The sequence below is a fragment of the Kribbella sp. NPDC049227 genome, assembly GCF_043197265.1.
Classification (GTDB): Bacteria; Actinomycetota; Actinomycetes; order Propionibacteriales; family Kribbellaceae; genus Kribbella.
This window is the reverse complement of the sequence record NZ_JBICST010000002.1, coordinates 116,267-139,484: the sequence shown is the minus strand read 5'-3', so window position 1 is coordinate 139,484 and position 23,218 is coordinate 116,267. Positions and strand designations below refer to the sequence as shown.

Sequence of the window (23,218 nt, the reverse complement as noted above, 5' to 3'; positions counted from 1 at the left end):
TCTTTCACAGTTGCTCGATCCAGGCCCAGAAGAACAGCAGGCCGCCGGCGCACACGGTGATAGTTGCCGGAAGCACCCACCATCCGGCGCGCAGGCCGTAGAGCCGCCGGATCAACGCGACGTGCAGCAGCGCGATCCCGCGGAGCACGAACGGCAGCGCGAGGATGATCGGCACGGCGACCGCCGCGTGCACAGCCCAGGCCCCGGCCTTGGTCGGGCCACCCCAGGTGCCCGGACCGAACGGCCCGTCCTCGACGAACCCGTAGAACGGGCCTCTGACGACCGCCATCACCCAGAGCAGGCCGAGGAACCAACTCAGCAGACCGAGCACCGAACTCATCAACCCGTGCACGAAGACCGCCGCAGCCCTCGGCCGCCGTTCCTGCTGCTGGAGCGGGTCCAGCTTCGACCATCGGCCGTACGCCTTGCCGTGCTCCCCGATCACCGCGTCGGCCATCGTCAGCACGCCGGTCGGCACGAGCAGAGCGTCGTACCGGATCGAGAGCAGCAACCGGCTGATCAGGCGTGGCCGCTGCCCGGATATTGGTCTGTTCGCGGGCATTCCGCCGGTGGTCTGTGTGTCCGTCATCGTCGCTCCCTCGGTCTCAAGTCCTGAGATCGAGGCTAGGAATCGGCGACGGTCGGCACATCCGGCCAGGGAGCCAACTCGCAGCCAGTACCGCGGTAGGGGGTGCTCTGTGACCCAGGTCACAGTGACCACGATCCGTGCGACGGAGTTACACGGTCAGTGCCGGACGGCGTCAACGACTTCAGTACACATCCTGAGCGCCCGATGGTGCGAGCGGCCACGCCGCGCCCGACTGGAGGTTCGGACACCATGCGCATTCGGAACCTGGCGGTGACCGCCACGCTGATCCCGGTTCTGCTGCTCGCCGGCTGTGGCACCGACAGCAACGCCGATGTCGCCGCCTCGTCGCCCGGCGCCAAGAAGGCGTCCAAGCACGGGCTGGCCGAGGAAGGCCTGGCCGGACAGGTCGCGGGAGCGGGCGACCCGGTGGTGAACGCGTACTACGACTACCGCTCGGCGCTGGACCAGATGATGCGCAGCGGCGGCCGCACGATCACCCAGCTCCAGCCGGTGATGACGCCGAAGGTCTACCAGGCGATCAGCGCGCAGGCCAGGTACTTCCGCACGAAGAAGCTGCACAACACCGGCACGACCAAGGTCCTGTGGGCGAAGCGCACGCTCGCCGCGAACGGCGTCATCATCTCCGCCTGCTACGACACCACCGCGGCGCGCACCGTCGATGCGAAGGGCCGCTCCGTCATTCCTGCTACGACGCCTACGCGCTGGCTGGACCAGATGCGGGTCCAGCAGCTCGAAGGCCGCTGGGTCGTGGACGGCGGCACCACCACTCCCAACGCCTGCTGACCCGACCCCGGGCTTCCCGGGCACCGTCTCCGTTCGCTGCCACCCGGCACACCTCGCGACCGGAGCGCAGCAGCGCGGAGAGCCCCCCTCTCCGCGCTGCCGCGTTGTCAGCTCTGCCGGCCGACCGCGCGGGAGCGCACATGCGCCTCGCTCAGAGCGGTACGTCCACGCCAAGCTCACGCAGTCTGGTGACAGCCAACGAGAGGCATAACTCGGCGCTGGCACCGTCGGCACGCATACCCACCTCCAGTGGCCCACCACTCGCCACGAAGGTCCAGGAAGGACGCCCCTCCGCCAGCCTCTCGGCATCAACCCTGAGCATCGCATTCACGCCCTGCTCGCCAAGCCACTCCAAGATGAGCAGGGCGGCATCCTCGATGCCGCCGCTGTGGTCAGTCTTGGGCCATCGGCCTGTCCGTCCGATCACGACAGCACCCTACTGGCGAGGCAAGCCAGCCAAACCCACAACATCAACCACCCGACGGTGCCGGACTCAGCTAGGGGTGGCGGACCATTTGTTGGAGTAGGGCCTCCACGGCGCCCTTGAGGTCGGGGTCATGCTCGGGTCCGGACCACACGACCACACAGCCCTTGTCGCCGAGCTTCGCGGTGATCAGTTCGCGGGCCGGTGTCGGGTCTCCCTGGTTCAGTACGACGACCAGCCGCCGGCCATCGCGCTGCAGCCGGTCCAGCAGCGGCGGCAACGTGGACCCGCGGAACAGACCGGGGTCGCTCTTCACCTTCGTCTCCACCATCACGCCGCGGCCGCGCACCACCAGCAGGAAGTCGGCCCGGTCCCGGGTGAACTCGCGATCGTGATAGATCCGGGCCTTCGGCCACAACCGTTGCAGCGCCTCGTCGACCTCCGCGTCGTACCGCGCTGCCAGCCGGCTCACCCGTGAGCTCGTACCGCGCGGCCGGAAGGACTCCGGCGTACGGCGACCGGCCCGCCGCCGCCCGAACAGCGGCCGCAACCAGCGCTTCCATCGCGTGTCGATCATGGGCGGACCCCTCGACCCAGGGCGTGTCTCCCAGTCCCACGCCGTAGCGAGCAGGTGCTCGGCGGAGTGCTTCGGTGAGCTGGAGCGGAGGGTTCGATGTGGTTCCATCGCGCCCTTCGCTCCAGCTCAGCGAGGTGCCCGCCGAGTGCCGCGCGGTAGGCGTGGGATTGGGAGACACGCCCTGGCCGGCACTCACCACCAGTCTCCCCGCCGGCCGGCCGGGCCCAACCACGCCGACCCCGATCGTGACCGCACCTCAACACAGCAGAGATCCCGCGGAGGGGTGTCGCGGGACCTCTGCTGTTCTGGTGCCGTGCGCGGTCAGGTGTTTTTGATCGCCGAGATCTCGATCTCCAGCGTGACCTTCTCGCTGACCAGCACGCCGCCGCCCTCCAGCGCCGCGTTCCAGCTGACGCCGAAGTCCTTGCGGTTGATCACGACGGACCCCTCCAGGCCGACCCGCTCGTTGCCCATCGGGTCGGTCGCCGAGCCGGTGAACTCGAACGCGATCTCGACCGGCTTGGTGACCCCGCGGATCGACAGATCGCCGGCGACCGCGAACGTCTCGTCCCCGGTCTGCTTGATCGAGCTCGACACGAACGTGATCTCCGGGTGCGTGCCCATGTCGAGGAAGTCGTTGCTGCGCAGGTGCTCGTCGCGCTGGCTGTTGCGCGTGTCGATGCTCTTGGCCTGGATCGTCACCTGCCCCGACGAGTTCGCCGGGTTGTCCCCGTCGAGGTGCGCCGAGCCCTCGAACTCGTTGAACGACCCCCGTACTTTCGTCACCATCGCGTGCCGGGCGACGAACCCGATCCGCGAGTGCGCTGTGTCGAACGTGTAGTCGCCGGTCAGTGCGGCGTACTGGTTGGCCATCGAGGCTCCTCCAGAGAACTAATTGAAGTTTGCATAGTCCACCTTTCACCTAATGCGGCCAGATGTCCACCCTCAGTACGGGACGTGTCCGGGCCTGGCAGAGAATTGGTCGTCAGTCAGGAAGGGATGGGTTCTTGGCGCACTGGAAGGTGCACTTCAGGTCGGGTCCGAGCGACGTGTTCCGCGCGTTGAGTACGCCGGCCGGCCGGTCGCGGTTCTGGGCGGTCGAGGCCGGGGAGGCCGACGGGGTGATCCGGTTCGCGCTGCCCGACGGGCGCATCGATGACGCCCGGGTCGAGGAGGCGGTCCAGGACCGGCTCTACCGGCTGCGGTACTTCGGCAGCACCTGGACGTTCACGCTGGTTCCGGACGAGTCCGGCGGCACGGACCTGACGCTCAGCTGCGACGACGCCCAGGACGGCAGCGACCACGTCTCGCTGCTGCTCCGGCTGAAGGCGTCGGTCGATTTCGGCGTCGATCTGCGCAACCACGACGACGGCCGGATCGCGGCGTACGTCGACAGCTGACCGTTGCTGCCAGCAACCATGCGGCGATAATCGGTTGCGGGATCACGGGCCGGGCGGGTCTCATGGCTGGTCGAAGGATCGGAGGACTGTCGTGGAACCGCTCAGCGTCGAGGAGATCAGACGCTCGTTCGTCAACTCAACCAAGAGCCTGGTCAAGGCGATGACGCCGCCGCCCGGCTTCACCGAGCTCCCCTGGGAGTCGCTGGACTTCCTCGGCTGGCGTGATCCGAAGGCGCCGAACCGCGGCTACCTGGTCGTACGGCGCGACGGCGGCGTGACCGGGATCGCGGTGAACACCCAGGCGACCGGCAAGCCGCGGCGCGGGACGGGACTGTGCGACCTGTGCAACACCGCGCACCACGTGACCGACGTGGCGCTGTTCGCCGCGCGGCGGGCGGGCACGGCGGGCCGGGAGGGCAACACGGTCGGGACGTACATCTGCGCGGATCTGGCCTGCTCGCTGTACGTCCGCGGGCTGCGCGAAGTCGAGGTACCGCAGGGTGAAACCGCGCCACCGGAGATCCGGGCGGAACGGCTCACCACGCGTCTTGAAACTTTCGTAAATCGAGTGCTCGTCTGAGCTTCCCCAGCGGGTCCGGCCCACTACGCTTGAGTCGAGGAACCGGCCCGCGGGCGAAAGGGAGAGCGAGTCGCGATGACTGAGTTCAGAATCACGCACGAGATCCACGAGGTTCACCCGGACATCCGCGAGAAGCTCACCCAGACGACGATCGAGGCGATCAACGAGTCCAGTTCCCGCTCCGCCGAGGACGCCGCGCTGGTGCTGCGCCACAAGCTCGGTGAGATCGGCGTTCACATGAGTGAGGACGCCTGCCTGGCCGCGATCGAACGCATCCGCTCCGGCAAGCAACTCCGCTTCGAAGTCGAGCGCGAAACCGCCGAAGCCGAGGACTGAGTCCGGCCGATCCTGGCCGATGGCAGCAGCTCAACTGGTGCCTGGAGTCAGGTCGTCCGAGGACAGGAGCGCGTGCAGCGTCAGACCGGCCTCGGCGAGTGGGGCCGGGGTCGTGGGGTTGCGGTTGATGACGCACAGCGCGTCGGTGATCTCGGCGCCGAGCGCGCGGAGGTCCTTGGTGGACAGCACGATCTGACCACCGGTCGTGACGACGTCCTCGACGATCGTCACCCGCTTGCCGGCGGTCTCAGCCCCCTCGGCCAACCGGCGGGTCCCGTACGCCTTGGCTTCCTTCCGCACGAACGCACACGGCAGCCCGGTATGCCGCCCCAGCGCCGTCACCACCGGGATCCCGCCCATCTCCAGCCCGGCCAGCACCTCGGTCCCCTGCGGCACAAGCGGCACCATCGCCTCGGCCACCGCATCCAGCAGCACCGGATCAGCCTCGAACCTGTACTTGTCGAAGTACTCCCCCGTGACCTGCCCCGACCGCAGCACGAACTCCCCGGTCAGATGAGCAGTCGCATAGATCCGCCGCCCCAGCTCGCTCAATTCCACGCCGGAACCCTAACCCGCACCCGCCGAGCGCTGTCTGTCAGCCGGCCCGGCGCTGAGGCTCGGGCGGGATGAGCCGGCGGAAGTCTTCGGTGGAGATGATCGGGATGTCGAGGTCGCGGGCGGCCCGGGCTTTGACCGACAGGCTGTCCACGTCCGCTGCCACCACGAACGTCGTATCGGGGCGGACGAACTCCTGCGGCACGAAGCCGGCCGCCACCGCGCGGTCCCACCACACCTCGCGCGGCTCGACCATGTCACCGGTGAACACCATCGTGCTCCCGAGGGGGAACCCGTTCGCCCCAGGACGAGGGGGTACGACGTACCGCCCGGCGCTGGCTCGCAGGAGCGCGTCGTCCACGTCGGATGCCCGATGCCCGAGCATCACCGCCACCTGGTCCAGATCGCTGCGCTGCTCCGGGGTGATCTGACCACCGTCCCACGACGCTCCCGCGAGCGCGGACACGTAGTACCGATGGAGTTCGTCGACCTGGGGTCGCGTCAGGCCGAGGTCCGTCGCGGCCTGGACGAGTTGGTCGGCGTCGCCCGCGGTGATCTCGCGGTTGGCGAGGATCATGTCGAGCAGCGCCAGATACGAGTCGGCCTGCGGCGGCTCGGGGACGCGCGGCAACTGATCGACGAGTCGACTCATCCACCCGTGCCGTCCACCGGCATGCACCGGACGGACGGTCGGCGGGACGTCGGAGCCGGGCAACACCGGCCACCGCAGTCCGCGGATCTCCTCGTACGCCCACTGCCACGGCGGCGGCGCCGGAAACGACTGCAGATACCGACCGAACAGCTCAGCCGTCGCCCGTGTGTCCGCCAGCGCGGAGTGCCACCCCTCGATCGAGATCCCGGCCGCCGCGCAACATGCGCCGAGCGTCCGCTTCGCCCCCGGATACAGATACCCGGCCAGCGCCATCGTGCACATCGACCGCTCGGTGATCAGCGGCACCGCGAACCCCAGCCGCGCGAACTCCGCCCGCAGGAAGCCCAGATCGAATTCAACGTTGTGCCCGACAACCATCCGTCCCGCGAGCAACCGACCGAGCTGCCGCGCGATGTCCCCGAACTCCGGCGCGGCCAGCACGTCGGCGGTCAGGATCCCGTGAATGTGTTGCGGTCCCAGATCGCGCTGCGGATTCAGCAACGTCACCCACTCGTGCTCGACCCGGCCGCGCGCATCCAGCAGCACCACGGCGATCTCGATCACGCGATGCCGATGACTCGGCAGCAAGCCGGTCGTCTCGGTGTCGATGACGGCGTACATCCGTGGGGCCCTCCTCCGGCTCGGTTACCGACCCAGAACAACCCAATCACACGCCACGGACAGTTTCGGCCGCATCACTCCGCCGGGATGTCGACCGCGATCTCGTCCCCCAGGTGAGCTCCGCGCGCCAGTTCGAGCTCGTCGCCACTCCAGAACCGCCCCGGGTCGTACCAGTTCGCCCGCCGCCCGCGCAGCAACCCCATCTCCTCGTACGTGACCGCGACCACCTCCGCGCAGTACGCCGACTCGAGCTCCAGCTCCCGCGATCCACGCCGGAACGCCGGTACCCGCCCACGCACCCACCGCGACGCCAGCCGAGCCGTCGACGGGAACGGCGTACCGTCCAATCGCGCGACAGTCCGCAGTACGGCGTCCTCCATCGACCGCGTGACAGGGTGGTCGAGCTGCCGCATCCAGGCCTGCTGACCGTACTTGCGCACCCACACGAGGACAGCGTCCCGCAGATCGTGCAACTGCACTCCGCGATGATGGGTCCCGCTCCACATGTCCGGCAGCGAACGGCCCAGTTCGGCGTGCCACATCAGCGGCGGCAGGTCCTCGATCACGATCGCCATCCCGACGTGGTTCACCGGGCTGTTCGTGGTCAGCTGGATGGCGCGATCGGCCGTGCTTCCACCGCGGAACAGCCAAATGTCACCTGTTCGTGTCAGTTCCGTAGCGTCATCCAGTGATATCCGGCTCTCCACGAAGCTAGGTTAGTCCGCATGAAGGTATGGAAGGTGGTAGGACTTGCGGGGCTCGTCGGCGTGGCAGCGACGGGCGTGGTGATCGCGCGGGGCGAGCGGAAGCGCCGCGCCTACACGCCGGAAGAGGTGCGGGACCGCCTCAAGACCCGGGTCAAGGAAGCAGCCAACGCCTGAGTCCCGGTACGACGATCGGCCGGGTGTGAGAACTTCGCCGTAACTCGGTGGTACGGCGGAAAGTTTCTCACGCCCGGCCGAAGTCGTTGTTCACCGCAACAACCGTTAAAGGTTGTGCAGAGCAACGTTGTTCAGCCGGCCGGCGCTGATCGTCGCGGTCTGGTAGGTGCAGTACGGCTGCGAGCGCCGATCCGTCGGCGATCCTGGGTTGAGCAACCGCAGACCTCCCGGGCTGGTCGTGTCCCACGGGATGTGACTGTGCCCGAACACCAGCAGGTCCACGCCCGGGTACGCCTTCTCGCAGCGCTCCTCGCGACCCTTGGCCGATCCGGTCTCGTGCACGACCGCGACCGAGAGCCCGTCGAGCGTCACCCGCGCGACCTCCGGTAGCCGGGCTCGCAGCTCGGGCCCGTCGTTGTTGCCCCAGCATCCGATCAGCCGCGCCGCACGACTCTCCAACTCGTCGAGCAGCGCGACGCTCACCCAGTCGCCCGCGTGGATGACCACGTCGGCACTCTCGACCGCGTCCCAGACCGGCGTGGGCAGCTTCTTGGCCCGCATCGGCAGATGAGTGTCCGAGATCAGCACCAGTCGCATCCGCCCACTCTCTACTCCGGCAGGGACTCGAGCAACTCCCGCTCCTTCGCTGGGCTCAGCCCGGCCCGACGCTCGCGATCCAATCCGAGCTCACGCTCCCAGGCCAGTACGTCGGTCAGGAACTCGCGCCGCGACCGGTGTGTCAGCCCGGCCTGCAACGCCGCTTCACCCTTGCGGCTCGACCAGCCCTCGTACCCCGGCTCGACCAGCCACATCGCCAGCGAGTCCGAACCCATGTACTGCTCGACCTTCTGCTCCACCAGCCAGTCCCGCGGCGCAAGCACGACTGGCCCGGTGTGACCGCCGACCTCACGCACCAGCTCGATCCACTCCCCGAACGGCACGATCGGCCCGCGCACGTCGAACGTCCCGGTCCGACCCTCCGTCGCACAGTCCAGCAGCCACGACGCAAGGTCCCGTACGTCGATCACCGAGGTTGCGAGGTCGGGCGTGTCCGGCACCAGCATCGGCTCCTCGGGTGCACGAGCCGCACGCGCCACCCACGCACCGGCGCGATCGCTCTTGTCCCCCGGCCCGCCGATCAGTCCGGCCCGCGCGATCACCAACCGATCCCCGACCGTCTCGACCGACGCCAGTTCGCACGCGACCTTCGCCTCGCCGTACTGCTCCCGGTCCGGTACGTCGACGCCGGTCGGCTGCCGCAGTACGGCGGACTCGTCGGCGCCTGGCGTGTCGTACTTCTCGTAGGCGTTGACCGACGAGACGTAGGTCCAGTGCCTGGCCCGCGGACCGAAGGCCGCGAGTGCGTCTCGGACGAATCCGGGCTGCCAGGACACCTCGAACACCGCATCCCAGTCCTTGTCCGGTACGCCGTCGTACGCGTCCGGGCTGCTCCGGTCGGCGGCGATCAGCGTCGAACCCTCGGCGACGTCTCCACTCTCACCGCGCGCCAGACAGGTGACGGCGTGCCCGCGCGCCACCGCCTGCGTCGCGATCTCACGACCCAGCCAGGCAGTCCCACCGAGAATCAGAATCTCCACGCGGACAACCCAATCAGGCCCTGCCGACAAAACCCACTTCCTCTGCCGAGGGCAGAAGCGAACCCTTCGTGATCCGTCGCGGGCGTCAGGTCACCGTAAGCCGCCACCTCTTGCGGAGCAGGCGATCCAGGCGCAGTGTCGGCCTTGAGAGGCACCTGGGGTGGGTGCCCAGGGCAAGGGGGAGACATGGCAGGGTTCGTACAGATCATCGAGTACCGGACGTCGAAGCCGGACGAGGTCGCGGCGCTCAACGAGCGGTACCGCAAGGAACGCGAAGCACAGGGTGACGGCCCGGCCCCCACGCGTGGCATCACCTGCGCCGACCGGGACGACCCGGGGCGCTATTTCGCCATCGTCGAGTTCGCCTCGTACGAGGAGGCGATGGAGAACTCCGGCCGCGCCGACACCGGCGAGTTCGCGGCCAAGATGATGGAGCTGTGCGACGGGCCGACCACGTTCTACAACCTCGACGTGGCCCAGTCCTTCGAGATGAGCTGACCGCCGGTGGACTCGGGCCCAGCCGTATCGCGAGTCCGGCTGGGTCCTGGGGGGAATGGGTGGCCGGTGCCGCAAGGGAGGCTCGGCACCGGCCCGCCCGTTTCAGACCGGGTCCGCGGCGCCGGACCCGGTCCGGCTCATCGGAACACCCGGTACGACGCCCCGCCGGCCGGCGGGGCACCGCCGTGCGCACCGAGGTCGCGGTCGCTGTGCAGCGGGTCAGGGTCCTGTGGCTCGGGGGCGGAGTGCAGATCCGGCCACGGTCGGGGCGGGAGAGTCTCGCGGGGTGGCAGCTTGAGGTCGGGATCAGGGCCTTGCTCGGGGTCGATCCACTCGACCACTGTGGCCCCGCCGTGACCGTGGATGGCGACGACGGACTCGATGCCGTCCCACACGGTCGTGGTCGGATAGTCGCCGTACCAGCGCAGCGCCACGGCGCCGTCGGTGAACTGCACGCCTTCGGCGACGGGGCCGGTGCCGCTGACACCGGAGACGTCGTGATGGCGGATCAGCCGGAAGCGACGGGACGTCATTTCGGGGCTACCTCCCAGAGCCGTTCGCCCGGCAGCACGCGGCCCGGGCCTGGATCGGTGTCGGGGATCGGATCGCTGGTCACGCGCAGTCCGGCGAACCGGCGCGACATGGCTTCGGCGTAGCGTTCGGCCAGTTCGGCCTCCGCCCGGTAGTCCGCGACGACGTGGTCCCCGAACCACACTCGTACGCGGCGACGTTGCGGTACTGGGTCGCCGGCGGACATCTCAGCGCACCCGGCGAGTAGGCAGACCAGCCACCATCAAAGACCTGCGGTTCACATCAATCACATCCACTTCCCTGTGGGGATGGCTTCACAGGTAGTGACGACCGCCACAACACTTCATGACGCGACTTCCCAAAACTTTTCAGCAGACAACCCAGCCACGCCACAGCTCGACGTCGGGGGCGTCGAGAGTGGTGTCCGGTGGGAAGGTCCGGACTCCAGCGCCGGGCAGGTACGCCGCAATCAGCCCAGACAGGTTATGACTCAGAACAATCGCCACCTCTGGCCGCCCGGCGGCGAGCTCGTCGAAGACCGCACGCGCTTCCGCCGCCTGCGCCTCCTCGTCCTTCGCGCTCACGAGACGAACCTCGACAGCTGCCGTATAGCGGTCGATCGCCGACACGTCCTCGGGCTCAGGATCGATCGAGCCGTATCCGTTCGGCTCGACGACGAAGACGACCTCACCCTCGCCGGTCCGGGCATCCGCGGAGAACAGGTACTCCCCCTCTTTCAGGTCAGGATCCTCGAGACTCCGCAACCGGAGAGCAGCCGACAGCCAGGCAACCATGCTCTCGAGTGATCCACTCGAGGCGAGAAAGATGTCGTCAGTCGTGGACATCACTGCTCCTTCGTGAAGGTGACCAAACGCCCGTCACCGAGAATGACATGAACGATGTCAGCCACCGCCTTCCGCGGTTGATTACACGCCCGCCGGAAGGATCTCCAAGCGACCTCCCGGGTGAGTCCGACACGCCGGCCGTCGATGACGACCTCGCCGCGTTCACCGGCCTGTCCGCTGGCCTTCAGCATGCTCCGCGTCACGGCGTTCGACGAACCGCTGTCCTGCGTCTTGAACTCGACGATCACACCCGCAACGTCAGCACCCTTGCGCGCCATCACGTCCGGGTTGCTGACCCTGTGCTTGGTGTGATCCGCCGTCCGGGCATCGATCCGCCAGCCTTCCTCTGCAAGTCGGTCGGCGATCAACCGCTCCTTCGGCTTCAACGACCCGAGCGGATCAACCACGGCAGGCTCGAACTCGGGACCTATCGGTCGGGGATCGCGTGCTGGGTCGAAGTCGGGCAGGGCGGTCGGAGGGCGGTCGGGCAACTGGATGTCGACGATGATCGGCTGTGGGTGGTGGTCTTCGGGGTAGGCGAAGGTGGCTTCTACTCGGGTGGGGTCGATGGTGAGGGTGGCTTGTTGCCATTTCTGGTCGGCGGACTCGGCCATGGCGGCCAGGAGGTGCTGGGCTGCTTCTGTGAGGTCGACGGTGATCTCGAAGTCCTGGAGGAGGTGGTCGTTGCGCTTCTCCTCCTCCTTTTCGTCGCGTTCCTCGATCTCGAGTTCGCCGGTTTCGGCGACCTTGATCTCGATCTCGAGAGGCTCCTCGGTTTGCGGGTCGTCCTTCTCGCGGGCCTTGCGGAACTTCTCGAAGGCTTTGCGGGCGACGGTGATGAGCGGTGGCTCGTTGTCCTCGGGGGTTTCGAGGTCGTCGAAGGTGGCGGTGAGGCGTTTGGTGCGGCCCTTCGCGTCGCGTTCAGCCAGGTCGCCGGTGCCGCCGGTCAGCTTGTTGCGGTCGGCGGAGTCGGACGACGGGCGGTCGGTGCCGCGGCCACCGCCGACCAGACGGTCGGCCCAGGCCCGGGCCTTGGGCGGTGCCATCGAGAGGTAGTGCGCAGCGGCTTCGCAGGCCCGAGCGGCCGCGTCCAACTGCTGGGCAGCGACAGTCGCCCGCCCCTGAGAGGCGGCGATCGCCAGGGCGGCGTTCTCACGGCAGCGGTCGGCGGTGCGTCGCAGGTGGCTGACCACCTGCGGCACCTCGTCGAGGCATTCGACCAAGCCCCGCGCGACCCGCTGAAGGTCCGACGCCATGGGTCAGATCTGGTCGGCGTAGCTCTTGCATCCGGCCGAGGCGATCTCCAGGGCCTCGGCGGCCTGCTCGACGGCCTTGCCGGCCGCCTCCAGGATCTCGGTGATGTCGCGGTCGACGCCGGTCGCCGTACCGGCGATCAGGCTCTCCACCTGCTGGCTGTGCTGGGTGAAGCGCAGCTTGAATCCGGCCAGGCCGCCCGCCGCCTGCTTGGCCTCCATCGAGACCTGGTGCAGCTGTTCCTTGAGCCGCTGTACATCGGACACCTGAACCCACTCCTGACCTAGTTGCGCTTCTTCGGCAGCACGATCGCCGTACCGGACACCACCACCGGCACCAGGATCGCGATCCACCAGGGCAGCCCGGCGGCCATCAGTACGACGACCGCCACCGCACCGCCCCAACCCCACCACCGGGCACCGGGCAGCCGCGGCAACCCGAGCACCCGGGACGCGGCCAGCATCGTGACAGCGGCGATGGCCGCGGCCTCGACCCCGGCCAGGAACGATCCGGTGACCACCCACACCACCAGGAACCCGACCAGTGTCAGGGCCGCGCTGATGGTACGGCGCTTGCGTCGCTCCTGGAGCTCCCGGGCCTGGGCCCGGACCTCCTCGAGTGTGTCGACTGCCTCACCCAGCTGCTGGGTGAGGCGGGCGGCAACTGTCTCGATGTCGTTGAGCGCACGGATCTCCGGCAGTGCGACGTTCGCCCGCTTCCCGTCGGCCGGCAGTCCGGCGCGCTGCAGGCTGGCCGCAGCCTTCTCGGCCAGTGTGTTGAGTCGGGCCTCCAGCTGCCGACCGCGCTCGGCCATGGCTTCGGCCTCGGCCATCGCGGCGGCCTCCGCCTTCGTCTTGTGAGCCGTCAGCCGGTCCTGCGCCTGCTGCGCGTCCACACGAGCCCCAGCGACCATCCGCAACGCCCGTGCGTACTCGGACCACACCTGCTGTTCCGTCTTCATCGCCGTACCTGCTCCACTGCACGGTCCACCTCGTCGGACCGCAGTGCGGCAAACGGTACGACGATCTGCGCCTCAGGATGCAGCCCGTCCCACAGCAACCCGCGATGTGGTTCCGAAGCCCACCGCACCAGCGGACCGCACACCGCCCGTACGCCGTCCTGCGGGTGCCGGAGGAACAGGTGCGTCGCCACGTTGGCACGCCCGTACCCGAGTTGCTCGGTGCAGACATGCAGCCGGTTCCACCACCCGAAAGTGACGAGCCCCTGCGCCGGACCATCCCGCACGATGTCCTGCAGCGCGTTCGCCGGGCTCTCGAAGAGCCCTTCGGCGTGCAGCTGCATCCGCGGTACGCCGTGGAAGCCGAACCCGAGCAGGTACGTCTCGCCGACCTGCCCGTTGCGGACCGCGTCCCGCAGGGAGAACAGCCGCCGTACGACCTCGTCGTGCTTGTCGACCGTCTCGACCTCGCAACCGAGCTGCCGCAACGCCTGCACGAGCGCGTCCTTGCCCTCGGCAACAGACGGCGCGGAGTTCGTACCGTCCATGAAGATGAACCGCGGCGGATCCACCGCCGCGGCCGCGGTCGACAACGCAAGACCGCTCAGCACCCCGAGCGCGTCGGCCGGACCGTCACCCAGCACCAGTACGCCGGCCCCCGGCTCAGGCCGCACCTCGACCTGCACAGGCTCCTCGGTCACCGCGATCGGCAAACCGGTCCATGGCCGCCCCAGCTCGGGCTTCACCGCCGCAGCAGTCTCTGCCAACCGGGCCGGCTCCGCGAGATGGAAGACCCGGGGCGGATGCGCCGCCTCACCCGCGCGCAGCCACAGCTCACGTCGCAGGTCGTCCAGCACGACCTTGTCCGCAAAGCTGACCAGCACATGCTGGTTGTCGTCAGGCGACCCGAAGTTCGCGTTCAGCACCGCTTCACCACGGAACTGCAACTCTGCCGCAGCCGTGTTCCCGCTCCGCAAGATCGCCTGCGAATCCGCCGGCGTGGTCTTCAGTGCGATCCGGTACGGCACCTGGCCGAAGATCGAGTCCCGCCGCGTCGACAGCCGCTTCACGCCCTCGATCGTCTGCGTCGCCAGCACGACATGTACGCCGTACGCACGCCCCAGCCGCACCAGCCGCTCCAGCAGCTTCGCTGCCTCGTCGGCAAGCTCGTCGTCGTCCTCCAGCAACACCTGGAACTCGTCCAGTACGACGAGGATCCGCGGCGGCCGCTCCGGCCCGGGCTCGAGTTCGGCGATGTCGGCGACGTTCCCGTGCGCCTTGAAGATCTCGCTACGCCGCGCCAGTTCGTCGGACAGATGACGCAGTACGGCGAGTCCGAACTCCCGGTCGCTGTGGATCCCCAGCACGCGCACATGGGGAAGCCAGTGCTCCCGATCCCCCGCCGGACCCAGCGCGGAGAACTCGACACCATGCTTGAAGTCGAGCAGGTACATCTCCAGATCCACCGGGTCGTGCCGTGCGGCGAGACCGTGGATCATCACGAGCAGCAGGTTCGACTTGCCCTGACCGACCGCACCGCCGACGAGGACGTGCGGCAGCGCCGGGTTGCCGCTGCGCAACCTCACCAGCGCCGGCGTGCGGTCGTCGTACCCGATGACCGTGTTGAGCTCGTCCGTGACCGGCTGCCACCAGGTCGAGCGGTCCGGCAGGGTCCGGTCGAAGTCGATGGTCGGCAGGACGGCGATCTCCGCCAGCTCCGCGATCACGTCACAGATGCCGGCGGCAACGTTCGCGTCGAACGCCGGATCGAGCTTCGCCGGCACACCGGGCAGTTGCGCGACCTCGACCTTGTTGTTGGCGATGGCAACAGGTGTGAGGTGGTCGAGCAACTGCTTGGTGTCGACGTCGGACTCCGCCGGCGTCGACGGGTCGTGGTGGACCAGGAAGCAGATGCCGCGTTCGCCGGCCGTCGCGGCCAGCCGGAGCAGGTCCCGCTGGGCGAGCGTGTCGATGCCGGCCGGGTAGTCGAACAGGATGACCAGCCGGTACGGATCGGTCACCCGGCCGGTCTCCCGGATCAGGTCCTCGAACCGCTTGTGCCCGAGCTGCGCCTGCCGGCTGGCCCGCAGCGACGACACGTCGACCAGCCCGGACAGCACACCGTGCAGCTGCTCCGCGGTGTGCGTTGCCCTGGGCACCAATTGCGGGTACTTCGTGGTCAGGTGTCCGAGCAACCCCATCATGCCGGTCAGACGCGGGTCATAGGCGTCCACCCTGATCCGGAAGGGTTCTGCGGCCGCGACCAGTCGCATCGCGACGCTCTGCAGGAGCCGGCGGGCGGACTCGTTGCGGTCGGCGGTCACCTTCCAGCCGTTCGTCCGCAGCAGCGGCGCGACGACCGGCGTACCAGCGTCCAGCTCACCCACCCGGATGTACGACGGGACGCCCGCACCGACCAGTTGGCGCGAACGCCAGCGGGCGTCGTTCGGGGGGACTGCCGCGAGACCGGGCGCCAACCGGTCCGCGAGGAGGCGCGCGGCCGGCACGGCCTCGGCCAGCGCCTCAGCGGTCTTGGCGTCGACCAGCCCGCGGGACTCACGACGGGCGATTGCGGTCTGCTCCTGTAACTGACGATGCAGCTGCACGGCCCGCTGGTGCTCGCCGTGCGTCAGCCGGTGGGCGTTGTCCAGCAACTGCCCGAGAGCGTGTTGGAGACCGCGGATCCGCGCTTCCAGGAGCTCCGGCGAAACCGGTCCGGGCGGACTTCCCCCGTCAGGCTTCTCCGTCACGAGCACCGTCCTTCCACACTTGCCCCGCGACCGTACTGATTGCCTGGTGTAACCATGTCACACCAACAGTCCCTGGTGTCACTCCAGGCATCAGTAGTCTCACCCTCCGACCCAGTTACTCGGGGGCGACGATCTCGAGCTCGTAGCCGTCCTCGTTGTGCAGGAAGGCGGCGTAATGCTGTGGGCCGCCGGCGTACGGGTGGCGGTCGGCGAACATCAGCGTCCAGCCGTTCCGGGTGGCTTCGCCGACGATCGAGTCGACCTCGGCGCGACCGGCCGCGTTCAGCGCGAGATGGTTCATCCCGGGGCGCATCCGGTCGTGCTCCCCGGCGGACATCGCGGGGCTCTGCTCGACCACGACATAGCTGCCGTCGGGCGCGGTCCAGGTCATCCCGCCGGGCCAGCCGTCACCGTCCTTCCAGCCCAGCCGGTTGAGGATCCAGCCCCAACTCCTCCTCGCCCGGGACAGGTCCGGGACCCAGATCTCGACGTGATGCACAGCGGCGGCCATCGGAGCATTATCTGTGCTCGTCGAAACGGTTCGACACCGCCATCGAGACCAGTCCCAGCACGACCAGCCAGACCAGTGCCGCGACCAGCCACGGCCACCACTCGCGGCCCTGCGCGGCGTTGGCGACGGCCTTGCCGAACAGCCCGCCGGCGGGCGCGAAGACCAGCACGAGCAGCGCCCGCGCGATCGTCGTCTCCCTGGTCATTCCTTCATTGTGCGAGCCGGTCGCGAACCCCGCAGAAACCTTGGCGTTTCGCGCCCCGTCATCTTTCTGTCCGTGCCAGGGTTTACCGTCTGCGGTGACAGTCAACACATCGGGGGTTTCGGTGAGCAGCACCCGGATCGAGAGCACGGCCTACGGTGCGGCCGCGCTGGAGCGCCTGCAGGCCGTGGTCGCGCGGCTGAAGGCCGACGATCCGATGAAGCCCGTGACACTGCTGCTGCCGAACAACCTGTCCGGGGTCATCGCCCGCCGCCATCTCGCGCTGTCCGGGATCGCGGGTCTGTATCTCGCGACCTTGGAGCGACTGGCCGAGCAACTCGCGGCCGGGGTCCTGTCGCCGCGCCGGCCGGCCACGCGTCCGATCGTGGCCGCGACCTGGCGGACCGCACTCTCGAAGGCGCCTGGGATCTTCCAGGACGTCGCCGAGCATCCGTCGACGATCCAAGCGCTTGCGTCAGCCCACCGCGAGCTCCGCGACCTGACCGACCCAGCGCTCGACAACGTCTCCGGTGCCTCCGTGCTCGGCCCCGACCTGGTCCGGCTCCACCGCCACGTCACCACCGAGCTCGCCGCGGAGTGGTACGACGAGACCGATCTGCTGCGCGCCGCGGCGGCACGCGTCGCCGCGGACCCCGCGATCGTCGGTGAGCTCGGGGCTCTGGTTCTCTATCTGCCCCAGGAGCTCACGCAGTCCGAGGCCGCGTTCGTCGAGGAGCTCGGCGCCGCGGCTGCCGACCTCACGGTCATCATCGGTCTGACCGATGTACGGCGGGCGGACCGGGCGGTGCGGCGTTCGCTGGAACGCATCGGCATCGATCTGCCGACGTCGATCTCGAAGAACTACCCGATCGCGACCGAGGTCCTGAACGCGTCCGATGCCGACGACGAGGTGCGTTGCGTGGTTCGCGATGTGGTCGCGTCCCTCGAGCGCACCCCGGCCCATCGCATCGCGGTGCTGTACACGGCCGCGGCGCCGTACGCACGGCTCCTGCACGAGCATCTCGCCGCGGCGCAGATCGAGGTCAACGGTCCCGGCACGCGACCGGTGCACGAGCGGGCGATCGCGCGGACTCTGCTCGAGGTGCTGGCGCTCGTCGACCACGATCTGCCGCGCGCCGATGTGTTCCGTGCGCTCGCCAACGCGCCGACGCGCGACTTCACCGGCGAGCGGATCCCGGTGCCGCAGTGGGAGCGCATGTCCCGGGCCGCCGGCGTGGTTCGCGGCGACGACTGGGATACGCGTCTGGCGCGATATGCCGAGGCCGAACGTCGTACGGCCGATCAGGAGGAGGCCGCCGAGGATCCACGTCCGGCCGCGATCCGCCGGGCGCAGTACAACGCGGAGCGGGCCGAGCGGTTGCATGCGTTCGCCTCGGAGCTTCGCCGCCGCCTGGGTGCTCTCGCGCTGCTGGAGACCTGGGCCGACCTGGCCGACGGGGTGCTGCAGCTTTTCCACGATCTGCTCGGCGACTACTCGTCCCTCCCGATCGAGGAGCAGTACGCCGCTGTCGCGGTCGAGGGATCGCTGAAAGGCCTGTCCACGTTGGACGAGCTTGGTACGCCGGCCAGCCTCGCGGTGCTGCGCGACGTACTCGATCTGGAGCTGCAGCAGTCGCTCCCCCGCGTCGGCACATTCGGCACCGGCGTACTGGTGGCGCCGATGTCCGCGAGCATCGGGTTGTCGGCCGACATCGTGTACGTCGTCGGCCTGTCGGAGGATCTGTATCCGGGCCGGGTGCACGAGGACGCGCTGCTCCCGCATCGGGTTCGCGAGGCCGCGGCGCCGGAGCTGGCGTCGTTCCGGGATCGGCTGGACGAGAAGCAGCGACACCTGTTGGCCGCGTTCTCCGCCGGGTCCCGCAAGGTGGTGGCCTCGTTCCCCCGTGGCGATCTGCGCCGGTCGTCACGACGGTTGCCGACGCGTTGGTTGCTGGGGTCTCTGCGATCGCTGACCGGCGACCATGCGCTCGCGGCGACGCAGTGGGACCAGGGCGAGTACGGCGATCAGCTGCGGACGTCGGCGTCGTACGCGGGATCGTTGACGACGGCAACCATTCCGGCGACGGAGCAGGAGTGGCAGGTCCGGTCGGCGGCGGCCGGACTGTGGCTCAACGACGCCGTGCTGGTGCGTGCGCGGGAGCTGCTGCGTGGACGCGGCAGCAACGCGTTCACCCGCTTCGACGGCGACCTGTCCGGCGTGCCCGGTCTGCCGGAGTACGCGGTGGAGGACCGGATCGCGTCACCGACGTCGCTGGAGGCCTACGCGACCTGCCCGCATGCGTACTTCGTCGAGCGGTTGCTTCAGGTGGAGCCGCTCGAGGCGCCGGAGGACCTGCTCGTCATCTCGCCACTGCAGATCGGCAACCTGATCCACAACAGTCTCGACGCCTTCGTCTCGCGGCTGGCCGGTTCATTGCCCGGGTACGGCGAGCCGTGGTCGGCCGAGCAGCGAAACTTGCTGCTGGCTATCGGTGCGGACCTGGCGGATCAGTTCGAGGCCGAAGGACTCACCGGACATCCGCGCTTGTGGCAACGCGAGCGGCTGCGGATCCTGCACGACCTGATGGAACTGCTGGCCGACGACGAGCGATGGCGGTCGCTGCGGGATGCGTCGGTGGTCGCGAGTGAGCTGCGGTTCGGGTTCGAGGGCGAGCCGCCGGTCGAGATCCCGGTGCCGTCGGGACGCGTGCTGTTGCGCGGTTCGGCCGACAAGGTCGACCTCGGCCAGGACGGGACCATCTACGTCACGGATGTGAAGACCGGTGGGTTCTCGCGCTATGAGGCGATCGAGTCCGACCCGGTCGCGGGCGGGACGAAGCTGCAACTGCCGGTGTACGCCTACGCGGCCCGCGCTCGCCTGGGTGAGCAGTCGACTCCGGTCGAGGCGTCGTACTGGTTCGTCCGGCGCGGCGGGAAGCGGATCCCGGTGCCGCTGACCCCGGAGGTCGAGGCGCGGTACGTCGACACCCTCGACGTGATCGTGTCGTCGATCGCGGCCGGGTTCTTCCCGCCGAAGGCGCCGGAGATTCCGGACTTCCTGTGGGTGCAGTGCCCGTACTGCAATCCCGACGGTCTCGGCCACAGCGAGGTGCGGGCGCGGTGGGACCGCAAGCGCCACGATCCGACGTTGGAGCGTCTGGTCCGGTTGATCGACCCGGTCGCGTACGAGGAGGCCGGCGATGAGTGAGCAACTGCTGGACGAGCCGGCCCGCGAGCGGATCCGGTCGGACACGTCGTCGACCCTGTTCGTCGAGGCGGGTGCCGGGTCGGGCAAGACACATGCGCTGGTCGATCGCGTGACCACGCTGGTCCTGCGCGACGGCGTACCGCTGCGGACGATCGCGGCCGTCACCTTCACCGAGAAGGCCGGGGCGGAGCTGCGCGACCGGTTGCGGGTCGAGTTCGAGAAGGCGCGGAAGGGGCCGGCCAGGGCACTGGCGGACGAGGCGTTGGACGACCTCGACTCCTCGTCGATCGGGACGTTGCACGCGTTCGCACAGCAGCTTCTGCTGGCGCACCCGATCGAGGCCGGCCTGCCGCCGCTGATCGACGTACTGGACGAGGTCGGGTCGTCGGTCGCCTTCGAGGAACGCTGGGCCGAGTTGCAGCAGCAGTTGCTGGACGACGACTCGATCGCCGAGCCGCTGCTGCTGGCGATGGCGGTCGGGGTCGAGCTGAAACATCTGCGGTCGCTGGCGCGGCTGTTCGGGAACGACTGGGACCTGATCGCCGAGCGCGTGCTGGTGGACCCGCCCGAGCTGGTGGCGATGCCGGATCTCAGCGGGTTGATCGCGGCGGCCGCGCAGATCGGCGGGGCGGCCGAGGCGTGCCTCGATCCCGAGGACCGGCTGCTGCCGAAGCTGCACCAGATCCGCGAGCTCGGAGTGATGCTGGACGCCGCGACGGACCAGGAGCGGCAGCTGGCGATCCTGCAGTCGCTGCGCGGACTGAAGATCGGGCGGATCGGGCGTAAGGACAACTGGCCGGACATCACCAAGGTGCGCGACGACTGCTCCGCGGTCGTCGACGTGGCCAACTCGCTGGTCGACCTGCTCCTGGATGCTTGCCTCCGGCACCTTTCGCACTGGATCGCGGAGCGGGTGCTCGAGTCGGCCGAGCTGCGCCGGGCCGAGGGGCGGCTCGAGTTCCACGACCTGCTGGTGCTGGCGCGCGATCTGCTCCGGCGGGAGCCGTCGGTGCGGTCGGCGCTGCAGGAGCGGTACGAACGGCTGCTGCTGGACGAGTTCCAGGACACCGACCCGATCCAGATCGAGCTGGCGGTCCGGATCGCGGGCGGCGCGGAGGCGGACGCCGAGGACTGGCGTGATGTCGAGGTACCGGAGGGACGGCTGTTCGTGGTCGGCGACCCGAAGCAGTCGATCTACCGCTTCCGTCGCGCGAACATCGCGACGTACCTGACGGCGCAGGACCTGCTGGGTGAGACGGTCGCGCTGACGACGAACTTCCGCACGATTCCGCCGATCCTGACCTGGATCAACACGGTCTTCGAGACGCTCATTCAGCCTCAGGAAGCCGCCCAGCCGTCGTACCAATCGCTGTCGCCGCATCGGAGCGGACCGACCGGGAAGCCGTCCGCGCCACCGAAGACCGTCCAGCCGGACAGTGTGAGCGGCGACCAGCTGTCACTGCTCGGCTTCGACGATGACGACGCCGACGATCAGGTCACTGACCTCGCGGCCGTTCTCCCCTTCCGGCGGCCGGGCGAGGACGCACCTGAGCCTGCGACGCCGGTGGTGTACGACGAGTCCGTCTCGGGTCCTGCTGTCACCATCCTCGGCTCCGAGCCGCACGCCGACCTTCCCCGCGCGCAGGCGTCCGTCCTGCGCGAGCGTGAAGCCATCGACGTTGCCGCCGTCATCGAGCAGGCGCTCCGCGACGGCTGGCAGGTGTACGACGAGCGCGCCGGGACCTGGCGCGCGGCCGAGGCCGGCGACATCGCCGTACTCGTTCCAGCCCGTACGTCGCTGCCGTTCCTCGAGGACGCCCTCGATCGCGCGGACATTCCTTACCGCGCCGAGGCAAGTTCTCTCGTCTATCAGACCGCCGAGGTGCGCGACCTCCTTGCCTGCGCTCGGGCGCTGGGTGATCCGAGCGACCAGCTGGCGCTGGTCACCACCTTGCGTTCGCCCCTCTTCGGATGCGGCGACGACGATCTCTTCGTGTGGAAGCGCTCTGGTGGCTCGTTCACCCTGACCGCGCCGGTCCCGGACCAGTTGCTCACGCATCCCGTGGGCGAGGCGATCGAGTGGCTCCGCCGGACCTACTACGCCGCCCGGTGGCTCACCCCGAGCGAGGTCCTGGCCAAGATCGTCGCTGACCGCCGGATGCTCGAGGTCGCCGCGATCGGCCCGCGAGCGCGCGACGCCTGGCGCCGGATCCGTTTCGTCGTCGATCAGGCTCGCGCGTGGTCGGAGGTGGAGCACGGCGGTCTGCGTTCGTACCTCGCCTGGGCCGCGCACCAAGGCGAGGAGACGTCACGAGTCGCCGAGGCGGTCCTGCCCGAGACCGACGCGGACGCGGTGCGCGTGATGACGATCCATGCCGCGAAGGGCCTGGAGTTCCCGATCGTCATCCTGTCCGGCATGACCGCGGCGCCGAACCGGCAGCGCGGCGTGCAGGTGCTGTGGCCGGCCGATGGTGGCTACGCGGTGAAGCTGAAGTCGTCGGTGCAGACCGAGGACTTCGACCTCGTCCAGCCGGTCGACGAGCAGATGGACGGGTTCGAACGCCGCCGGCTGCTGTACGTCGCGGCCACCCGTGCCCGCGACCACCTCGTCGTCTCGCTGCACCGCTCCGGCAACCGCAAGCACTCCAGCAACGCGGAGCTCCTCGCAACCGCCGGCGGGGTCGAGGCTCCGCACGGGACGCTGTTCGAGAGCCCGGCACCGGTCGTGCGTGATCCGCGGACGACGGCCGACGTCACCCCGCCAATCGCTCGTACCGAGTGGGACACCCGCATCTCCGCGGCCCGCGCCGCGAGTCGCGCCCGCTCCGCACAGAGCGCCTCCGGTTTGGAGGGCACCGGTCCTGATGTCGCCTTGGCCGAGGTGGATCCCGGGACCGCGAAGGCGCCTCGCGATCTCGAGCTGCCGCCGTGGTCGAAGGGCCGGTATGGCACCGCGATCGGCCGCGCGGTTCACGGCGTACTCCAGGTGGTTGACCTGAGCACCGGCGCCGGGCTCGAGGCCGCGGTGTCGGCGCAGTGCCTCGCCGAAGGTGTCCTCGAGTACGCCGACGTCGTCACGGCGCTCGTGCGCTCGGCGCTGGCGTCCGAGGTGGTGAAGCGCGCGGCCGCCCGCGAGCACTGGCGCGAGTCGTACGTCGGCACGGTCCAGCCCGACGGCACGATCCTCGAGGGGTTCGTCGACCTCATCTACCGCGAGGATGACGGGCGCCTCACGATCGTCGACTACAAGACCGACGCCATCCCGGCCGCGGCCCTGGACAGCCGGGTCGCGTACTACGCACCCCAACTCCAGGCGTACGCGGCCATCCTCCCCAACACCGCCCCACCCATCCTCCTGTTCCTCAACCCGACCACAGCCACCGAACGCCGCCTCTAGCCCGCCGGACTTGACCCTCACGTGGCGTGAGGCTGAAGGGTGGGGGC

Annotated in this window: 26 protein-coding genes; 8 read left to right on the top strand and 18 right to left on the bottom strand. The window is 69.0% G+C overall.

The annotated features are described in order from the left end of the window. Window positions 1-4: 4 nt before the first annotated feature. Window positions 5-589, bottom strand: a complete 585-nt coding sequence (locus tag ACGFH6_RS07400) for a hypothetical protein (protein WP_393381358.1) — start codon at window positions 587-589, stop codon at window positions 5-7. Window positions 590-838: 249 nt separating this feature from the next. Here ACGFH6_RS07400 and ACGFH6_RS07395 point away from each other — a divergent pair, with 249 nt between their 5' ends. Next, on the top strand, window positions 839-1,393 hold the full coding sequence (locus ACGFH6_RS07395; RefSeq protein WP_393381357.1) for a hypothetical protein: 555 nt from the start codon (window positions 839-841) through the stop codon (window positions 1,391-1,393). A 151-nt stretch (window positions 1,394-1,544) separates the two neighbouring features. Here ACGFH6_RS07395 and ACGFH6_RS07390 read toward each other — a convergent pair whose 3' ends face one another. From ACGFH6_RS07390 to ACGFH6_RS07380, 3 genes are all read right to left on the bottom strand, one after another. Next, window positions 1,545-1,820: a hypothetical protein gene (locus ACGFH6_RS07390; protein WP_393381356.1), complete on the bottom strand. Its 276-nt coding sequence runs from the start codon at window positions 1,818-1,820 to the stop codon at window positions 1,545-1,547. Between the two features lie 70 nt (window positions 1,821-1,890). Beyond that, complete coding sequence (locus ACGFH6_RS07385; RefSeq protein ID WP_393381355.1) at window positions 1,891-2,394, bottom strand: hypothetical protein; 504 nt, start codon at window positions 2,392-2,394, stop codon at window positions 1,891-1,893. Window positions 2,395-2,715: 321 nt separating this feature from the next. Next, the gene (locus tag ACGFH6_RS07380) at window positions 2,716-3,267 is read right to left on the bottom strand and encodes a YceI family protein (protein ID WP_393381354.1); all 552 of its coding nucleotides are present in this window, start codon (window positions 3,265-3,267) and stop codon (window positions 2,716-2,718) included. 134 nt (window positions 3,268-3,401) lie between these two features. Between ACGFH6_RS07380 and ACGFH6_RS07375 the strand changes: the two genes are divergently transcribed. The 3 genes from ACGFH6_RS07375 to ACGFH6_RS07365 all read left to right on the top strand — a co-directional run bounded on the left by ACGFH6_RS07375 (window position 3,402) and on the right by ACGFH6_RS07365 (window position 4,710). Then, the gene (locus ACGFH6_RS07375) at window positions 3,402-3,794 is read left to right on the top strand and encodes an SRPBCC domain-containing protein (protein ID WP_393381352.1); all 393 of its coding nucleotides are present in this window, start codon (window positions 3,402-3,404) and stop codon (window positions 3,792-3,794) included. A gap of 91 nt (window positions 3,795-3,885) precedes the next feature. Beyond that, window positions 3,886-4,374 carry an FBP domain-containing protein gene (locus ACGFH6_RS07370; protein ID WP_393381351.1) on the top strand — a complete coding sequence of 163 codons (489 nt, stop codon included), beginning with the start codon at window positions 3,886-3,888 and terminating at the stop codon, window positions 4,372-4,374. 75 nt (window positions 4,375-4,449) lie between these two features. Next, window positions 4,450-4,710, top strand: coding sequence for a hypothetical protein (locus ACGFH6_RS07365; RefSeq protein WP_131364398.1), 261 nt, complete (start codon window positions 4,450-4,452; stop codon window positions 4,708-4,710). A gap of 30 nt (window positions 4,711-4,740) precedes the next feature. Here ACGFH6_RS07365 and ACGFH6_RS07360 read toward each other — a convergent pair whose 3' ends face one another. The 3 genes from ACGFH6_RS07360 to ACGFH6_RS07350 form a co-directional block, all read right to left on the bottom strand. After that, on the bottom strand, window positions 4,741-5,268 hold the full coding sequence (locus tag ACGFH6_RS07360; RefSeq protein ID WP_393381349.1) for an orotate phosphoribosyltransferase: 528 nt from the start codon (window positions 5,266-5,268) through the stop codon (window positions 4,741-4,743). A gap of 37 nt (window positions 5,269-5,305) precedes the next feature. Next, window positions 5,306-6,538 carry an exonuclease domain-containing protein gene (locus ACGFH6_RS07355; protein ID WP_393381348.1) on the bottom strand — a complete coding sequence of 411 codons (1,233 nt, stop codon included), beginning with the start codon at window positions 6,536-6,538 and terminating at the stop codon, window positions 5,306-5,308. Window positions 6,539-6,612: 74 nt separating this feature from the next. Next, window positions 6,613-7,128, bottom strand: a complete 516-nt coding sequence (locus ACGFH6_RS07350; protein WP_393381346.1) for a hypothetical protein — start codon at window positions 7,126-7,128, stop codon at window positions 6,613-6,615. 135 nt (window positions 7,129-7,263) lie between these two features. Here ACGFH6_RS07350 and ACGFH6_RS07345 point away from each other — a divergent pair, with 135 nt between their 5' ends. After that, the gene (locus ACGFH6_RS07345) at window positions 7,264-7,419 is read left to right on the top strand and encodes a hypothetical protein (RefSeq protein WP_165546543.1); all 156 of its coding nucleotides are present in this window, start codon (window positions 7,264-7,266) and stop codon (window positions 7,417-7,419) included. Between the two features lie 105 nt (window positions 7,420-7,524). On the opposite strand, the gene ACGFH6_RS07340 is transcribed toward ACGFH6_RS07345, so the two are convergent. Beyond that, window positions 7,525-8,016: a metallophosphoesterase family protein gene (locus ACGFH6_RS07340; protein WP_393381344.1), complete on the bottom strand. Its 492-nt coding sequence runs from the start codon at window positions 8,014-8,016 to the stop codon at window positions 7,525-7,527. A gap of 11 nt (window positions 8,017-8,027) precedes the next feature. Beyond that, complete coding sequence (locus ACGFH6_RS07335) at window positions 8,028-9,017, bottom strand: NAD-dependent epimerase/dehydratase family protein (protein ID WP_393381342.1); 990 nt, start codon at window positions 9,015-9,017, stop codon at window positions 8,028-8,030. A gap of 186 nt (window positions 9,018-9,203) precedes the next feature. Here ACGFH6_RS07335 and ACGFH6_RS07330 point away from each other — a divergent pair, with 186 nt between their 5' ends. Next, entirely contained in the window at window positions 9,204-9,515 is a 312-nt protein-coding gene (locus ACGFH6_RS07330; protein ID WP_393381341.1) for a hypothetical protein, read from the top strand. A gap of 137 nt (window positions 9,516-9,652) precedes the next feature. Here ACGFH6_RS07330 and ACGFH6_RS07325 read toward each other — a convergent pair whose 3' ends face one another. From ACGFH6_RS07325 to ACGFH6_RS07285, 9 genes are all read right to left on the bottom strand, one after another. After that, window positions 9,653-10,048: a hypothetical protein gene (locus tag ACGFH6_RS07325; protein WP_393381339.1), complete on the bottom strand. Its 396-nt coding sequence runs from the start codon at window positions 10,046-10,048 to the stop codon at window positions 9,653-9,655. Further along, complete coding sequence (locus ACGFH6_RS07320) at window positions 10,045-10,272, bottom strand: hypothetical protein (RefSeq protein WP_393381337.1); 228 nt, start codon at window positions 10,270-10,272, stop codon at window positions 10,045-10,047. The genes ACGFH6_RS07325 and ACGFH6_RS07320 overlap by 4 nt, the downstream gene beginning before the upstream one ends. Before the next feature lie 142 nt (window positions 10,273-10,414). Further along, window positions 10,415-10,891, bottom strand: a complete 477-nt coding sequence (locus tag ACGFH6_RS07315; RefSeq protein ID WP_393381335.1) for a hypothetical protein — start codon at window positions 10,889-10,891, stop codon at window positions 10,415-10,417. Then, window positions 10,891-12,147, bottom strand: a complete 1,257-nt coding sequence (locus ACGFH6_RS07310) for a hypothetical protein (RefSeq protein WP_393381334.1) — start codon at window positions 12,145-12,147, stop codon at window positions 10,891-10,893. Before ACGFH6_RS07310 ends, ACGFH6_RS07315 begins: the two co-directional genes overlap by 1 nt. A 3-nt stretch (window positions 12,148-12,150) precedes the next feature. Next, window positions 12,151-12,411 (bottom strand): hypothetical protein, encoded by a 261-nt coding sequence (locus ACGFH6_RS07305; protein WP_131364376.1) that lies wholly within the window; start codon window positions 12,409-12,411, stop codon window positions 12,151-12,153. Window positions 12,412-12,428: 17 nt separating this feature from the next. Further along, entirely contained in the window at window positions 12,429-13,106 is a 678-nt protein-coding gene (locus ACGFH6_RS07300) for a hypothetical protein (RefSeq protein WP_393381332.1), read from the bottom strand. Further along, on the bottom strand, window positions 13,103-15,853 hold the full coding sequence (locus ACGFH6_RS07295; protein ID WP_393381331.1) for an FtsK/SpoIIIE domain-containing protein: 2,751 nt from the start codon (window positions 15,851-15,853) through the stop codon (window positions 13,103-13,105). The genes ACGFH6_RS07300 and ACGFH6_RS07295 overlap by 4 nt, the downstream gene beginning before the upstream one ends. Window positions 15,854-15,968: 115 nt before the next feature. Next, entirely contained in the window at window positions 15,969-16,364 is a 396-nt protein-coding gene (locus tag ACGFH6_RS07290; protein WP_393381329.1) for a VOC family protein, read from the bottom strand. A 7-nt stretch (window positions 16,365-16,371) separates the two neighbouring features. Continuing rightward, the gene (locus ACGFH6_RS07285) at window positions 16,372-16,569 is read right to left on the bottom strand and encodes a hypothetical protein (RefSeq protein ID WP_393381327.1); all 198 of its coding nucleotides are present in this window, start codon (window positions 16,567-16,569) and stop codon (window positions 16,372-16,374) included. A 121-nt stretch (window positions 16,570-16,690) separates the two neighbouring features. Here ACGFH6_RS07285 and ACGFH6_RS07280 point away from each other — a divergent pair, with 121 nt between their 5' ends. Together ACGFH6_RS07280 and ACGFH6_RS07275 are read left to right on the top strand one after the other, a co-directional pair. Beyond that, complete coding sequence (locus tag ACGFH6_RS07280; protein ID WP_393381325.1) at window positions 16,691-19,774, top strand: PD-(D/E)XK nuclease family protein; 3,084 nt, start codon at window positions 16,691-16,693, stop codon at window positions 19,772-19,774. Next, window positions 19,767-23,171 (top strand): UvrD-helicase domain-containing protein, encoded by a 3,405-nt coding sequence (locus ACGFH6_RS07275; RefSeq protein ID WP_393381323.1) that lies wholly within the window; start codon window positions 19,767-19,769, stop codon window positions 23,169-23,171. Before ACGFH6_RS07280 ends, ACGFH6_RS07275 begins: the two co-directional genes overlap by 8 nt. Window positions 23,172-23,218: the final 47 nt, after the last annotated feature.